The organism is Syntrophaceticus schinkii (assembly GCF_000946815.1).
GTDB lineage: Bacteria > Bacillota > DSM-12270 > Thermacetogeniales > Thermacetogeniaceae > Syntrophaceticus > Syntrophaceticus schinkii.
The window spans coordinates 1-14,061 of sequence record NZ_CDRZ01000010.1; the positions used below are offsets into that span (position 1 = coordinate 1).

Genomic DNA, 14,061 nt, shown 5'->3' on the forward strand with positions numbered 1-14,061 from the left:
ATAACCAGAGCAATAATCAATACAGCAGATTTGCGTAGAGAGAACATAGCTTAACCTCCAGTTCAATATTTTCGTCTCGCCCAAACCCCAAAATACAATTATATTTATATCTATTTTTTACCTAATCCTTCACCCCCGATCTGATTGATCAGCATAACAAACTTACTTTCAATTAATTACAGCCAAAATCCTGCCTCTAGGTTAAAAAAAAAGCGTTTTGATGTCGAATAAAAAAAAGAAAAAGGCACTCAAGAGTGCCTTTGCTAAAAGACGCTGCAATTATTCCCTCTCGATTTCACTCCTCGCCAGTCCTTTCTTCAGATCATCGAAAGTGGCATACTCTGAAGCCGTTTCAACCTCTGTCTCCAGGGGTTTCATCTTCTTTTTAGCTCGATTCTGTTTCCTCTTCTTGGGCATAGGACTCCACTCCTTAATAATAGTTTGTAATATTATGAGTGGAAGAATGATATATTATACCCTCTTTTGGCAACAATCACCCACCAGGCGCCGGACCTCATCCTCTGTTACCCCGGTGATCTCTAAAAGCTTGCATCTCCCGGTGGCACCCCTGGCAATCTTTATCCTGCCTGAACCACAGCGCAAAACCTGCCCTAAAAATTTAGTAAGCCTTTTATTTGCCTCTCCATCCACAGGAGGAGCGGTTAACTTGATGCGCAGGCAATCTCCTCTAATACCTGTAATCTCATTCCTGGAGGCACGAGGCTGTACCCTTACCTGGATCCTGGCCCCTTCTGAAAATGATGTTACCCAAGACAGACCGATCACCTCTAAAAAATAATTCCCATCAGATACATCAGAAATGCTCTCAGAATTTCCAATAATATAATAGCTATAAATGGGGAGAAGTCCACATTCATAACTGCACCAGGAAGCAATCTCCTGCAAAATCCCAACAAAGGCTCTGTAGTATCATAGATAAACCTCAAGATAGGATGATAGGTGCGAGGGCGCATAAAAGATATGATAACCCTTGCCAGTATCAGCCAGATATAGATTCTAATTACTACGGAAATAAAATTCACAATAAAGTGGGCATTCATCGCAGTTCCCCTGAACGCTTGGTTGAAGCCTCAACAGCACTGATCAAAAGTCCCCTCAGGCCGCCATTCTCTAAAACATGAACCCCGCTGATCGTACTCCCTCCAGGGGAACATACGCGGTCTTTAAGTGAGGCGGGGTGCTCGGCTGTCGCCTGAATCATCCTGGCAGTTCCTATCATAGTTTGCACAGCCAACTGTAAGGCAACTTGACGTGAAAGCCCCATCTTTACTCCACCATCAGCCAGAGCCTCTAAAATAATAACCATATATGCGGGACCACACCCACTTATACCAGTCACAGCATCGAGCTCACTTTCCTGTACAGTGAGCACTTTACCCAGTGCTGAAAAAAGCGCCTCAGCAGTTTCCTGATCATCTTTACCTGCCTTGCTCCCTAAAGCCAGAGCTGTCATCCCCTCACCAATCAATGCCGGAACATTAGGCATCACTCGGATTACCGAAACCCCGGAGGGCAAATGTTTTTCGAATGTTGATATGCTGATGCCCGCAGCTACGGAAACCACAAGATGCTCCACAGTAATGGATGATGCAACTTCCTTGAGGGTGTTTTCCACCTGATCGGGCTTCACCGCAAAAATAATCACCTGGCTCCTTTGAACCACAGCACTGTTATCAGACGTTATATTGATAGAAGTAGATCTCTTTAATTCCTGAAGGGCATTATCTCTTAGATCACTTGCTATCATATCTTGTGGCTGCATTAGACCGGCTTTTAGAAAGCCCCGTATCATGGCGCTCCCCATGGCACCGGCACCGATCACGCCAACCCTTTTGTTGTTAAAATTCATAGCCCACCATCCCGATCAAACTTCGCTAAATACTGGTCCTGTGGGTTGCTCCCTGTTTTTTCCGAGTACACCGTCATATTGCTGGGTGCAAAAAGAAATGTGTCCTTACTAACTCTCTGCATATTCCCATTCAGGGCAAACACCGTCCCAGCCAAAAAATCAAGGATTCGCTGCCCTACCTCTTTTGTTGTTACACTTAAATTGACAACTACCGGCTTCCTGCTTTTCAGGTGGTTTGCTACATTTTCTGCTTCATCAAAACTGCCAGGTGTCACTACAATAATTTTTACCTCGGGGGAACTGTGCAGACTTAAAACAGGTGCACGAGCCCGCCTCCTTGGTTCATCCTCATACACCTCTTCAAAGCTTTCCAATTCTTCTTCCTGATCTGAATAACCTAAAAAGTTTACTATTTTATCAAACCAGCCGCCAGCCAAGGACAGCTCACCCCCATTTATTTATCAGAATCGCCAAAAATGGCACTTCCCACCCTGACCAGTGTCGCTCCCTCTTCAACCGCAATTTCGTAATCATTGGTCATCCCCATAGAAAGGTGATGCAGATCAAGTTTTGGCCTTGTCTGAGCCATTTTATCCCGGAGAAGGCGAAGCCTCTAAATACAGGACGCACCCTTTCCGGGTCTTCCTCATAAGGTGCTATTGTCATTAAACCACATACATTGACTCCCCGCAAGTCCTGAACAGCATCAAGAAAGGCAGGAAGTTCTTCAGAAGAAAGGCCGTACTTTGTCTCCTCCCCTGATACATTAACCTGCACCAAAACCTGCCATGGATACCCCTGTTCTTCGCTCAACCGATCGAGCAGTCGGGCCAATGGCAACCTGTCAAGGGAGTGAATCATTTCCACCTTTCCCACCAGGTATTTAGCCTTATTTCGCTGCAAGTGCCCGATCAGGTGCCACTGTACGTCTTCACTGATCTTTTCGTACTTGACTAAAAAATCCTGTACCCTGTTTTCACCAAAGTCGTGTAAGCCACAATCCAGAGCCTGTTTAATCTTGTCAACTGCTGCCATCTTGGTTACAGCAACAAGCTTTACTTCAGATGAACTGCGGCCCGAACAGCGGCACGCCTGCATAATTCTCTCATTAACTCTGGCAATACGTTCTGTTAGAATACTGGACAACTATCTTCCTCCTCTTTCCCATTCGGCAAAAAAAGGCCGATTCCTTCCTTTTATTATCCATCTTTCTTGATCAACTTGGCCAGCCCCGGGTTTTTCACCACTTCCGCCCCAGGGGAGATTCCTTGAACTGCTGCTTGGCCATTTTGAGCAGCAACTACATCCACCTTTTTAAACACGGGGCCCAGAACAGACATAACATATACCCCACTTTGATTATTCTCACTGATCAGTGCAGACTCAGGAATAATAATCCCCTCCCCCTTCTTGCATCTCACCTCTAACTCCAGGAGATGCTGACAGGGAAATGGGCGCATCCTCTCCAGCTCTATAAAGGCGTACTTGTTTTCTTCTTTGTTGATAAGGGATAAGACCCTGCCTTCACCCTTACCTTCCTTCTCCCAGGTCAACTGCAGTCGTTCACCGTTTTTTACTTGAGGGCAGTTAAGCGAATCAAACCGGATGATAAGATATGGGTTTACTAAATTATCGATGATCTTGCAAACGGGATCTCCCCTGTTAAACTCTTCTTTTTGCGAGACCTCATCATCCGGCTTGCTTTCCTTGGTGAGATTTTGAAATAATACACTGGGATCACTGCTCTCCCAGGAGAGGCGGTCATAGACACCCTCCCATCCATCAAGGTGATAGCAGACAATACCTGTGGAAGGACTGTTAATCTCCATGCTGCCCTTTTTGCCATCGGGGCCTGTCAGGGGTTCCATACGCGCAACAACTGTGCCGATGGAAACACGCATACCCTCTGTGACCAGGGGTTCCAGTTTCCCGCTCACCGGGGCACTGATCACCTCTTCCTGGAACAAAAGAGCGCCCCTGGCATCGGTTGTTATTACCAATTCCCCCATTTGAGCATCTGCAGTCCTGATGGCATGGAATACACAGAAATTAAATGCCTGCAGCCCTAGCCAGAGAACAACGAGAAAAATAACAAAAAACAGGATCAGCCTGCCGGCCAGGCTCTTTACCTTATTCTGAAAATCTTTTTTATGTTTCCGGTTCCGTCTCGATGTTGGTTTCGCCACCTAGAGCACCTCGTAACCGGCATCCTCAATGGCTTTTTTAAACTCCTGCAGGCCAACTTCGATAGGGTTATACTTGACTTTGACAATGCCCTGCTCCAGGTTTATCTGTACATCCTTAACCCCCTCCAGGTTCTTGAGAGCATCTTCCACCGCCTTTTGGCAGTGCTTGCAGCTCATACCCGCTACCTTGAGGGTCACCTCCCTTGGTTGGTCAAGTCCCCCTCCACAGTGACAGCCCATCTCCTTCACCTCACTCTTATTGAACTAGGACCGCTGCCATTCTTCCGGTTGCTCCTTTACTGCCGCGGTGAGAAAAGAAGATATCCTGGCGGCAGATGGTACATAGTTTGCTTATACAGATGTTCTCCTTTATGACTCCCGCATCCTGCAAAACCAGGGAATTTGCCTGTGATATATTGAAATGCCACCTGTCGGTATCCTTTTTGGCCAATAATCCTTGCCACAGGCCAGGAAAGGCTTCTTTCACTGCAGCACAAACACTCTCCCCTACCTCATAGCAGCAGAAACCCGCAGCTGGAGAAAGCGCAGTCCGGCAGTCCCGCGGCCTGCTGCCATAGAGATGTGCCATCACCTGCAGACAATTGGCAGCCACCCGTGTCACAGTGCCCCGCCATCCAGCATGAGCGACGGCAATTACCCGTTGTAACGGGTCATAGATGTAAACCGCCTGGCAGTCAGCACATAAAATCGTCAAAGCAACATCCTGGAGATGGGTAACCATGGCATCTGCCATACTGCCTTTTTTCGCTACAACATCTCTTTCGCTCTCAATCGCCAGGACGCGGTCACCGTGAACCTGGTCCACAGTAACAAATCTTTCATCATTTATCCCCAGGGTCTGAGCAGCCAGCCTTCTATTTACGGTTACAGCATCGGTTTGATCCCCAGTATGATAACCCAGGTTCAGAGAGGAATAGCATCCCCTGCTGACCCCGCCAAGGCGTGTAGTAAAAAATGCCCGTGCCCCCCCTTTGCCATGAAAAGGCAGGTACAGATAAGGCAGTTTCCCCTGCTGCTGTCTCAAAATAAACTCCATATAATCGCTCCAAACTAAAATAGAAGTCAGAGACCTCTCACATGCCTCTTGTTTGAACATTTTTTCTAATCGGTATCTGACATCCGGTTCTCCGACTTCCATTTAACAACGTCAATAAGCCGCTGGTTCCTGGAGCCGCGGAAAGGCACACTTAAATCCCTCTCTGAAGCAAGATAGGGACCATCCACCAGCAGATCGGTATTCTCCAACAGTCTTTTTATATGTATATCTTTTATTGACATCTCCAGGAGTTCTTCAAAAGTATACCCCGTATAGGTCACAATATCCAAACCCAGAGATTTGACCCTTTTTGCCAGTGAAGCAAATTCTTTAGCCTGTGAAATGGGTTCTCCCCCGGAGAAAGTAACTCCGTTCAACAATCGAGTATCACTGATCAATGAAACAAGATCATCTTCACTTATCTCTTTTCCTCCCCCAAAATCCCAGGTTTCAGGATTATGGCAGCCCTCACAGCGATGAGGGCATCCCTGAGCATAAACCACAAACCTGATTCCCGGCCCATCCACAACACTTTCCTTCGTATAACCCGCAATCCGCAGTTTCAACCTCATCATTCCTTTTGTTATCCCCTTCCAGGGTGACAGGGGAACGATTCTTGCCGTCTATTTACAGGCAACAGACCAATTTCTTTTCCCAATGACTAACGACCAACCTGAAAAACAGAAGCCGGAGACATCTATTTCCACTTCCAACCTCCCACTTCCCACATCTCATTTTGTCAGGCTTGTTATATTGCTTTTTTACTGTTATCAGTGACACACCCACCGCTCTAAGAGGTGGCTTTCGAACCGTCCCCTGTCACCTCCGGGGACTGCCCCTAATGCACACGTCTAATTGCTTATTATTTGATATGCCATGCTTTCATAGCCAAAAACATCCACAGCTTTTACGCATATTCTCCTGGTTCCCACTACCTTTGGAACAAGCAAACTGGCTCTTGGGTTAATACGCAGGTTACCTGCGCGCTGCCCGCGGCAGTTCTGCCACCTGCTATGAAAAACCTTTCCATCATAATCGGGATCCACCAGCCAATACTCGATCAGGGCCAGGGGATCAGCAGCAATCAACTCCTGCATCTGCTCTCTCACCTTAACAGGTAGAGGCTGATACCCCTGGGAAGGAATGAGATAATCGCTGAGCTCCACTATTATCTCATCCATCTCTCCAGAACTCTTGACGACAGATTCCTTGAGCAGCAATTGCCCAATTGAAGAAAAGGGGTGACTATCTATTGACTGGCTGAAAAACGGCTTGCTCTGTTGAGCGAGAAGGCGTTGATAGACAATCATAAAGGCCAATTTACTTGCATCAGCCATGATCCAACGCCTTCCGAGCTTCTCGGCAACAGTGCCGGTGGTCCCGGTGCCGCAAAAGAAATCTGCTACCAGGTCATCCCTATTGGAATGCCCGCGGATGATCCTTTTCAACAGCCCCTCGGGTTTTTGAGTGTTAAACTTCAAGTTCTCATAGGCTGTGGGACTGAGAATTTTTTGCACATCCTTGCCTGCCCACCAGTCATCCAATCCTGCCCCTTCTTTTCTCAGTTCGTATTGATCCCCTTTAACTGCTGTAAGCCCTCTCTCCAGCGTACCCTTTGTATAGGGTCGGTACTGTCTGTTGAATGTCCAGGTAGAAGCCTTACTGTACCATAAAAGCAGGTCATGCTTCTTTGGGTAGGTTTTCCTCGGTGCACCCCCACCTCCGTAACACCAGGCGATCTGATTGCGGAAGTTCTCTCTGCCATAGATGTCATCCATGAGAACCTTAACATAATGCACAGCATGCCAGTCCAGGTGTACTATGATCGAACCACTCTCAGATAAGAGTTCCCTCATCAAAAACAGCCTGGGATAGAGCATACAGAGATAGCCTGCCATCCCCTCCTCCCAGGTATCTGTAAAGGCCTGCTGCTCCAGGACAAAAGTACCACTGTTTCCAGGAAGGGTACATCTGGTCAGGTAGTTCGCCCTGCTGGCAAAGGGTGGATCGATATAGATCAGATCAATCTTCCCCTTCAATGATGGAAGACCTGTAGCCGCGTCACCCACCAGCAGCGCCCCTATAAGGGGCAGGTTATCCCCATAAAGAAGGCGGTTGCTCCACTTTTCAGCCGGAACTGCACTGCTGTCCATCATCGGCAGCACATACTCATTTACCTGCAGTGCCCTGTCCTGGGAAGATTCCACCCGCTCCAAGATGTTTTCAGCTTCTTTTCTCCCCGCGATGGCAATTTCGGGTAGCCTGGCAATTAAGGAATCAGACATTACTGATCTCGACATTCCTATTTGCTGTGCGGCAGCCTGTCCCGCAGCTCTGCCACCTTGCCATCGTTGAAGCGGTCCACTGTGCTCAGATACCCTGTGATCCTCCGCACACGGCGGATGTTTGTAGATCCGCAGCGCGGGCATTCCGGATCATTGAATACCCCCAGCAAACTGCAGCCACAGCAGAAGTCCACCGGGTAGTTGATCCCCGCATATCCCATATCACAGTCAGCCATATGCCTGATCAGAGCCTCTACCGCCTGTGGGTTATGCTGTGGTGGTGAAGGGAGTTCCACATAGCTGATATGCCCGGCATTGAAGTACTTATGGTACTGCCCCTCCAGCCTGATTTTGTCATACATGCTGATCGGGTAGTGAACAGGAATGTGGAATGAGTTGGTATAATACTCCCGGTCTGTAACACCTGGTATCAGCTCGAACTCCTTGCGGTCCAGTGTTACAAACCTTCCACAGAGCCCCTCTGCAGGTGTGGCCAAAAATGTATAGTTTAGATCAAAGCGCTCACAAGCATCCTCAACCTTCTCACTGATGTGCTGCATGATCTCCAACCCCAGGGCCTGGGATTCCTCACTCTGCCCGTGGTGATAACCGGTCAAAGCAATCAGAGCCTCAGCCAGCCCGATCATCCCTACAGAAAGTGTGCCATTGACAATAGCCGGTTCAATGGAATCTTCGGGTTTTAAATCCTCTGAACCCATATAAAGACCCTGCCCCATGACAAAGGGAATATCCTTTACCCGCAGCCTGCACTGCACATTGAACCTGTGATAGAGCTGGTTGATGGTCAGTTCTGTAAGCTCATCCAGCAGGCTGTAAAATCTCTTTATATTGCGCTCCGCTTTGATCGCCAGCCGCGGCAGATTGATCGTTGTAAAGGAGAGGTTTCCTCTCCTGGTGGTAACTGCAGGGCCGCGCCGGTTGGCCATCACCCGGGTGCGGCACCCCATGTAAGCCACCTGATCACCATATTTCTTATTGAAGGATGAATCCATAAAGCTGAAGGTGGGGTTCAGCCTCTTGCTGGCAACCCTCACCGCCAGCTGGAAGAGGTCATAGTTGGGATCCCCCGGATCAAAGTTGATGCCCTTCTTCAGCCTAAAAATCACATTAGGAAAGATGGGATTCTCACCCTTGCCCAGTCCCGCTTCATAAGCCAACAGGAGGTTGCGGGTGACCTTGCGCCCGGTCTCTGATGTATCTGTGCCCAGATTGAGTGATGAGAAGGGCACCTGGCTCCCCGCCCGTGAGTTATGGACAAAAACACCCTTAGCTGTTAAAAAGTTTTCATTATCAGCAACAGAAATATCATAAACATAGGGCTCGTAAGGTAGTTCATTAATACTTTTAACCTGAAGTGGAAGTATTTCCTGCGCTCGTTTAAGCTTACACAAAAGCTCTTGCATTATCTCATTTTTTTCCAAGACCTTGTTTGCCCAGCGAATAACTAACAGCGGGCTGTTGCAGTCATCATTTATCCTTACCCCAATTCGATGAAGCCCTAAGTTTTCAGGTAAAATAAATCGCTCAAGAAACTGTGTATATGGAAACTTAACATCTAGATACTTAGAAAAACGAGGTAACTTATTATTCTTAATAAGCCTCTTTAAGTGATATCTTTCAGTAGATTTCACAGCAGGTATTATTTTTTCTACCTGCTTTAACCAATATTCCTTAGATGCCAGTTGTTCGATATGCTTCTTTTCTTCAGGTTTCAAAATTCTATATTCAAGATCAAAAATCAGTTCTTCAATATATAACGGCCTAATCCTATACTGGTACGCGTTTCGGCACTTGATGCCATAAACTTCAGCAATCAATGGTCGCAAATACTCGTAATCGTATTTAGTCTGTTCTGTCGTTACCTGGTACAGATCTGCAAGATTTTCTTCTTTCCTACCAGAAACACTTAGGGATGTTGCATAGTAGCCTCCAACAGCAATTTTAAAGCGCTCCCTTGCATTTGCAAACTGGCTGACTGGTGTTTTCTGGTCAATTGAAACGGGCAGCCCACATCTGACCATTAATAAATATATTCCGTCTCTTAGTTCCTGAGAGACAGTGCTTGCAAGAACACGGTTCTTTGCTACTGTACCGTCACCGCTAATATAGCCATCAAGGAAAGACTTAATAATATCTGGCGATGAAAAGAATATTTCTGACGGTACCCTTTTATTTTGGGCACCTCTCCCACAAACATCAGCTACAAAAGAAGCAAATGTTCTACCGACACGGCATCTCAAATCCCTTCGCTTGCCCTTTTTATCACGACGAATTATAGTTGTAAAATTCGGATTAATACTCTTTAATAAATCCGTTACTATTTGCTCTAACTCAAGATCAAATAAAGCCAAGCTAATGGAAGAACCATCAAAAGAACCCTCGGCAACATAAAAACCAAAAAACTTTGCTAAGTTTTCATCAAGCTTCAAAGACTTCATAGGATATTTATATGAGTTGGGATACTGACTGAGGCCATAAACATGCTCTTCTTCATCAGCTATCCAGCGGGCAGGAGCAAGCCCTCTTTGCAAGTCTTTCGGTGATGAAGTAGCAATTTTACCGGTCTCGTCTATTGTCATTATTGAGTGATTATCTGTAATGTCAACAGATTGTCCAGATTTTAATTTTACCCGCAACAACCTGTGGAAATTATTATGTTTATATGACGCTGTAATATCCTTTAATTCTGTTTTCCCATTTTGATAATTTAAACTTAAGGCAGCGTATTTCCCAGGTTCGAATACCCTGTGAAACTGTTCCATACTCATTGTTGAAAGATTTTTCTGTTCCTTATTGAATATCCAAATTCTCTCACTACCCCTGAGTGAATGCATAGAATTTAGGTTATATACCAACGCCTCCATTGCCTGGTAGACCTCTTCTTCACTGTTCCCATCGATAAATGGAGCCATCTGTGTATCGAAAAAGGGGAAGGACTGGCCTCCATACATATCGTTCTGCGAACTCTGGAGAATAATCGCCGCCAGGGCAGTTGCAGAGGCCGGCCGCTTCGGAGGCCTAATAAAACCGTGGCCATTATCAAAACCATCCCTTAATAGGTCATCCAAGGGGATTTGAAGGCAGTTGGGGGTAGTAGCGTAGAAATCTAAATCATGAATGTGTATATCCCCCCGCCGGTGGGCGAGGGAGTAATCCTCATCCAGGAGCCTCGTCAGGTAGAAGTTTCTGCTGGCAGCGCTGGCGATCTGCAGCATCTTGGCGGAGGGGGAGTTGCCTACATTGGCGTTGTCGCGATCGGTTTCCTTGATGATATCCTCAACGATGTCCATCAGTTCTGTTTTCGCATCACGTATGCGGGTGCGCTTGTCCCTGTAGAGGATATACGCCTTGGCGGTACGGGCATGACCCCTTTCGATCAATACCTTTTCCACCACATCCTGGACATCCTCCACCCCGAAGGTCTGACCGTTGTATTCCTGTTTGAGCATCCGCAGCACATCCAGGGTAAGAGAAACCGCCAGTTCCCGGTCCTCCCCACCCACAGCGCGTGCCGCCTTAAAGATGGCATCGGTTATTTTGGAGTCGTCGAAGGGTACTTCCCTTCCATCCCTTTTTCTAATTGTAGTAAACAAAATAGTTCTCCTCTCTGTACGATATTGCTTTTATTTGCGATCCCTGACTCCCATTTCCTCCAGGCAGTCAAGGATTTCCCCCACATCTTTAAACTCTCTATAAACAGATGCAAAACGTATATAAGCCACCTTATCCAGTTTCAGCAGGTGCTCAATTACCATCTGTCCGATGGTCACACTCGGAATCTCAGGCTCAGTCTGATCCCGGAGTGTCTTTTCAATCTCATCAACGATATTCGATAAGGTCGTGCGCTTAATAGGCCTCTTCTCGCAGGCCTTCATGATGCCGGTAAGAAGCTTGTCCCGGCAAAAAAGCTCTCTCCTGCCATCCTTTTTCAGCACCCAGAGAGGCACATCCTCTACACGCTCATAAGTTGTGAATCGCCTGCTGCATAATCCACACTCCCGCCTGCGCCTGATGGCAAATCCATTATCCAGAGAGCGAGAATCTAAAACTCGCGATTCTCCATCTTTACAAAAGGGACAACGCAAAGGCCACCAATCCTTCCTCCCTATCTGGATTAGTCAACATAAAACGTCAACATATAGGGTAGTACAAAATTAATATCACTACATGTAGTATACACCACTTTAGTGGAAAATCCTTCTCACCTGACCATAAAAAAATGTCCCATTTTTATTTTTGGGACAGAAGTCTCAGGCCAAATTATTTATTAAGCTTTGATTTTCAAAAGGAGAAGTTCCTCGCACTCCTGAATGAAAATTAAAGAAAGCTTCTATTTCAACTGCAGCTGGCTTGTAGAAGAAAGCTCGACAAGTATTACATCCACACCAATTTTCACAATTTTCTCCCAGGGCACTACCACTTCTTCATTTTTTGTTAGAAAATTAAAAAAACGAGTATTGCCGGGCAGAATAATGGATTTGACACGGCCGGTTTCCACATCGATATCAATATCTCTGATCATACCCAACCGCTTGCCATCGATGACATTGATCACATCATGGAGCCGCAGTTCGGAAATCTTTAACACTGCTGCCACCTCCCTCAACATAATATATTATATGTTGGAAAGGAGCATTCGTGATTTAGTGTAGAGCACAGCTACAGGTAATATAACCCTAATTTACTTAAAGGAAAAAGCACTTGCACAGCGTATTGATAATTACTGGCAGATTGCTTTCGAAAACATTAAAAGGAATATCTGTGTTATTATTTTGAACTCTTATCTCTCGCCAGATATCCATCATCCTGCGTATCCAGTCCAGCAGGCGAAGCCTCAGGTCAATCTCCTTTTCATCCCCCTCAAATCCTTGCTGTGCCAGAGTTTCCTGAACAATAGCGCCTTCTTCACTATTCTCCAGGGCGTTTCCTGAAATATCCACAAAACACAGGGGTGGGAAGAGGACACACCACCAGTTAGCTCCCTTGCCCTCACCGAGCACTATCCTCAATGCCTCATACTCGCCCTGTGGCACCACTACATTTCCATAGGCCCGTGCAGGAAAGGCAAAGTGCCCCAGTTCTACCCGCACCGGATATGATAACCCGGCAGCGGCAACTGTCTCCCTGGCAACTGAGGCAAGTTGGGTGCGGTTTGCATTGATTATTTGTTGCGCCTCCTGGCAGTTCTTTGCCCCACTTAATTGCTGTCTCAATACCTCGACTACCCGATCGCGTACCATATATTTCAATTCCTGGTCCTGCTCTTGATCACTGTTGGCGATGACATGAAACCGAATCAGGTTATTTGTTGTAAAGGCTTTTTTAGCCTGAACCCTAAGGATATATGGAATAGACAGCAGTGTTATCAACAAAAAACAGATCAACAGCAAGTTCCTCGTCCTTTGCCGGAACATGATATCCCCCCTAGATGAATTTTCGCATATGGTTTAAGGCCGCTTTCTCCAGCCGGGAAACCTGGGCCTGTGATATTCCGATCTCTTCGGCCACTTCCATCTGTGTCTTTCCTTCGAAAAAACGCAGAGTTAAGATCAATTTCTCGCGGTTGTTCAATTTACAGAGGGCTTCCCGGATCGAGATCTTTTCCAGCCAGTTTAAGTCATGGTTTTTCTCATCACCAATCTGATCCATCACATAGATGGGGTCACCACCGTCATGATAAATGGGCTCAAAAAGGCTGACAGGTTCCTGTATGGCGTCCATAGCAAAGACAACATCTTCCCCCGGAATGCTGAGTTCCTTTGCAATCTCATTCAGTGAGGGTTCCCTGGAGTTTTTGTTGATCAGCGCTTCGCGTACCTGGATAGCTTTATATGCGGTATCCCTCAGCGAACGGCTGACCCTGATCGGATTATTGTCCCGCAGGTAGCGCCGGATCTCTCCGATGATCATCGGTACAGCATAAGTGGAAAACTTCACATTCTGGCCGAGGTCAAAGTTATCGATAGCTTTGATGAGGCCAATACATCCTACCTGAAAGAGATCATCCACAAACTCACCACGGTTAGTAAAACGCTGGATAACACTCAGTACCAGGCGCAGATTACCTTTGATCAATTTTTCCCGGGCGGTTTGATCACCCGCAATAATAGCCAGGAATAATTCCTGCATTTCGGAACTGGTTAAAACCGGCAGCTTTGCTGTATTGACTCCGCAGATCTCAACTTTGTTAACCATTCCGCCTGCTTCCTCCCCAGCGATCCTATTGTCGTTCTACATTATTGCCGGGGAGGTCTCAAATTATACCGTCAGACAGCTTAAAAAAACATTGAAACCATAAAAAGAAAACGGGAACAGCTTCTGCATGCTCCCAGCATTTCATATGCTATTTAAGTGTTATCAGGGGGATAGTAAACCTTTATACAGTCAGAAATGCGCCAGGAAGTAGAGTAGGCGGGGTCTCTTGCCGCCTGGTAGCGTTTAGGTCAGGACAGTCCGTTATACTGCCCCTTTCGTCTGGCAGTGCCTTAGTATCCCGGCCGTGCGCTACTGGCCTAGCAGTTGTATCCCCTACCCCTCATCGAACCGTACGTGCGCTATTAACGCATACGGCTCTCCGTAGTCATTATTCACGGATCTCACGCAAAGATTCTTACCCTGACAATCGTAAATAGTTCACAAATA

At 46.6% G+C, this 14,061-nt stretch carries 16 protein-coding genes; all 16 read right to left on the reverse strand.

Annotated elements, in window-relative coordinates; all coding sequences use genetic code 11:
- Positions 1-279 precede the first annotated feature (279 nt).
- Positions 280-417, reverse strand: a complete 138-nt coding sequence (locus SSCH_RS17935) for a hypothetical protein (RefSeq protein WP_156972012.1) — start codon at positions 415-417, stop codon at positions 280-282.
- 54 nt (positions 418-471) lie between these two features.
- Complete coding sequence (locus tag SSCH_RS01025) at positions 472-786, reverse strand: DUF167 domain-containing protein (protein ID WP_052835166.1); 315 nt, start codon at positions 784-786, stop codon at positions 472-474.
- A 2-nt stretch (positions 787-788) separates the two neighbouring features.
- On the reverse strand, positions 789-1,061 hold the full coding sequence (locus tag SSCH_RS01030) for a YggT family protein (protein WP_044663849.1): 273 nt from the start codon (positions 1,059-1,061) through the stop codon (positions 789-791).
- On the reverse strand, positions 1,058-1,870 hold the full coding sequence (gene proC / locus SSCH_RS01035) for a pyrroline-5-carboxylate reductase (RefSeq protein ID WP_044663850.1): 813 nt from the start codon (positions 1,868-1,870) through the stop codon (positions 1,058-1,060). The genes SSCH_RS01030 and proC overlap by 4 nt, the downstream gene beginning before the upstream one ends.
- Positions 1,867-2,307, reverse strand: a complete 441-nt coding sequence (locus SSCH_RS01040) for a cell division protein SepF (protein WP_044663851.1) — start codon at positions 2,305-2,307, stop codon at positions 1,867-1,869. Before SSCH_RS01040 ends, proC begins: the two co-directional genes overlap by 4 nt.
- Positions 2,308-2,407: 100 nt before the next feature.
- On the reverse strand, positions 2,408-3,016 hold the full coding sequence (locus SSCH_RS01045) for a YggS family pyridoxal phosphate-dependent enzyme (protein ID WP_198142054.1): 609 nt from the start codon (positions 3,014-3,016) through the stop codon (positions 2,408-2,410).
- A 53-nt stretch (positions 3,017-3,069) separates the two neighbouring features.
- Positions 3,070-4,056, reverse strand: coding sequence for a biotin/lipoyl attachment domain-containing protein (locus SSCH_RS01050; protein ID WP_044663852.1), 987 nt, complete (start codon positions 4,054-4,056; stop codon positions 3,070-3,072).
- Complete coding sequence (copZ, locus tag SSCH_RS01055) at positions 4,057-4,296, reverse strand: copper chaperone CopZ (protein ID WP_044663853.1); 240 nt, start codon at positions 4,294-4,296, stop codon at positions 4,057-4,059.
- A 16-nt stretch (positions 4,297-4,312) separates the two neighbouring features.
- A complete protein-coding gene (gene pgeF, locus SSCH_RS01060; protein WP_084710820.1) occupies positions 4,313-5,215 on the reverse strand; it encodes a peptidoglycan editing factor PgeF in 903 nt (300 codons plus the stop codon).
- Positions 5,179-5,688: an anaerobic ribonucleoside-triphosphate reductase activating protein gene (nrdG, locus tag SSCH_RS01065; protein ID WP_232294131.1), complete on the reverse strand. Its 510-nt coding sequence runs from the start codon at positions 5,686-5,688 to the stop codon at positions 5,179-5,181. Before nrdG ends, pgeF begins: the two co-directional genes overlap by 37 nt.
- Positions 5,689-5,964: 276 nt before the next feature.
- Positions 5,965-7,413, reverse strand: a complete 1,449-nt coding sequence (locus tag SSCH_RS01070) for a DNA methyltransferase (RefSeq protein WP_084710821.1) — start codon at positions 7,411-7,413, stop codon at positions 5,965-5,967.
- A gap of 2 nt (positions 7,414-7,415) precedes the next feature.
- Complete coding sequence (gene nrdD, locus SSCH_RS17145; RefSeq protein ID WP_198142055.1) at positions 7,416-11,012, reverse strand: anaerobic ribonucleoside-triphosphate reductase; 3,597 nt, start codon at positions 11,010-11,012, stop codon at positions 7,416-7,418.
- Between the two features lie 30 nt (positions 11,013-11,042).
- On the reverse strand, positions 11,043-11,504 hold the full coding sequence (nrdR, locus tag SSCH_RS01085) for a transcriptional regulator NrdR (protein ID WP_044663855.1): 462 nt from the start codon (positions 11,502-11,504) through the stop codon (positions 11,043-11,045).
- 245 nt (positions 11,505-11,749) lie between these two features.
- Positions 11,750-12,007 (reverse strand): YlmC/YmxH family sporulation protein, encoded by a 258-nt coding sequence (locus SSCH_RS01090; RefSeq protein ID WP_044663856.1) that lies wholly within the window; start codon positions 12,005-12,007, stop codon positions 11,750-11,752.
- A gap of 97 nt (positions 12,008-12,104) precedes the next feature.
- Positions 12,105-12,833, reverse strand: a complete 729-nt coding sequence (spoIIR, locus tag SSCH_RS15970) for a stage II sporulation protein R (protein WP_052835168.1) — start codon at positions 12,831-12,833, stop codon at positions 12,105-12,107.
- 10 nt (positions 12,834-12,843) lie between these two features.
- A complete protein-coding gene (sigG, locus tag SSCH_RS01100) occupies positions 12,844-13,614 on the reverse strand; it encodes an RNA polymerase sporulation sigma factor SigG (RefSeq protein WP_044663857.1) in 771 nt (256 codons plus the stop codon).
- Between the last annotated feature and the right edge of the window lie 447 nt (positions 13,615-14,061).

What these genes read in the sequence shown, in the direction of transcription:
- SSCH_RS17935 (WP_156972012.1), bottom strand. Translation starts at nt 417, where the DNA reads ATGCCCAAGAAGAGGAAACAGAATCGAGCTAAAAAGAAGATGAAACCC.
- SSCH_RS01030 (WP_044663849.1), bottom strand. Translation starts at nt 1,061, where the DNA reads ATGAATGCCCACTTTATTGTGAATTTTATTTCCGTAGTAATTAGAATC.
- proC (WP_044663850.1), bottom strand. Translation starts at nt 1,870, where the DNA reads ATGAATTTTAACAACAAAAGGGTTGGCGTGATCGGTGCCGGTGCCATG.
- copZ (WP_044663853.1), bottom strand. Translation starts at nt 4,296, where the DNA reads ATGGGCTGTCACTGTGGAGGGGGACTTGACCAACCAAGGGAGGTGACC.
- pgeF (WP_084710820.1), bottom strand. Translation starts at nt 5,215, where the DNA reads ATGGAAGTCGGAGAACCGGATGTCAGATACCGATTAGAAAAAATGTTC.
- nrdG (WP_232294131.1), bottom strand. Translation starts at nt 5,688, where the DNA reads ATGATGAGGTTGAAACTGCGGATTGCGGGTTATACGAAGGAAAGTGTT.
- SSCH_RS01070 (WP_084710821.1), bottom strand. Translation starts at nt 7,413, where the DNA reads ATGTCGAGATCAGTAATGTCTGATTCCTTAATTGCCAGGCTACCCGAA.
- spoIIR (WP_052835168.1), bottom strand. Translation starts at nt 12,833, where the DNA reads ATGTTCCGGCAAAGGACGAGGAACTTGCTGTTGATCTGTTTTTTGTTG.
- sigG (WP_044663857.1), bottom strand. Translation starts at nt 13,614, where the DNA reads ATGGTTAACAAAGTTGAGATCTGCGGAGTCAATACAGCAAAGCTGCCG.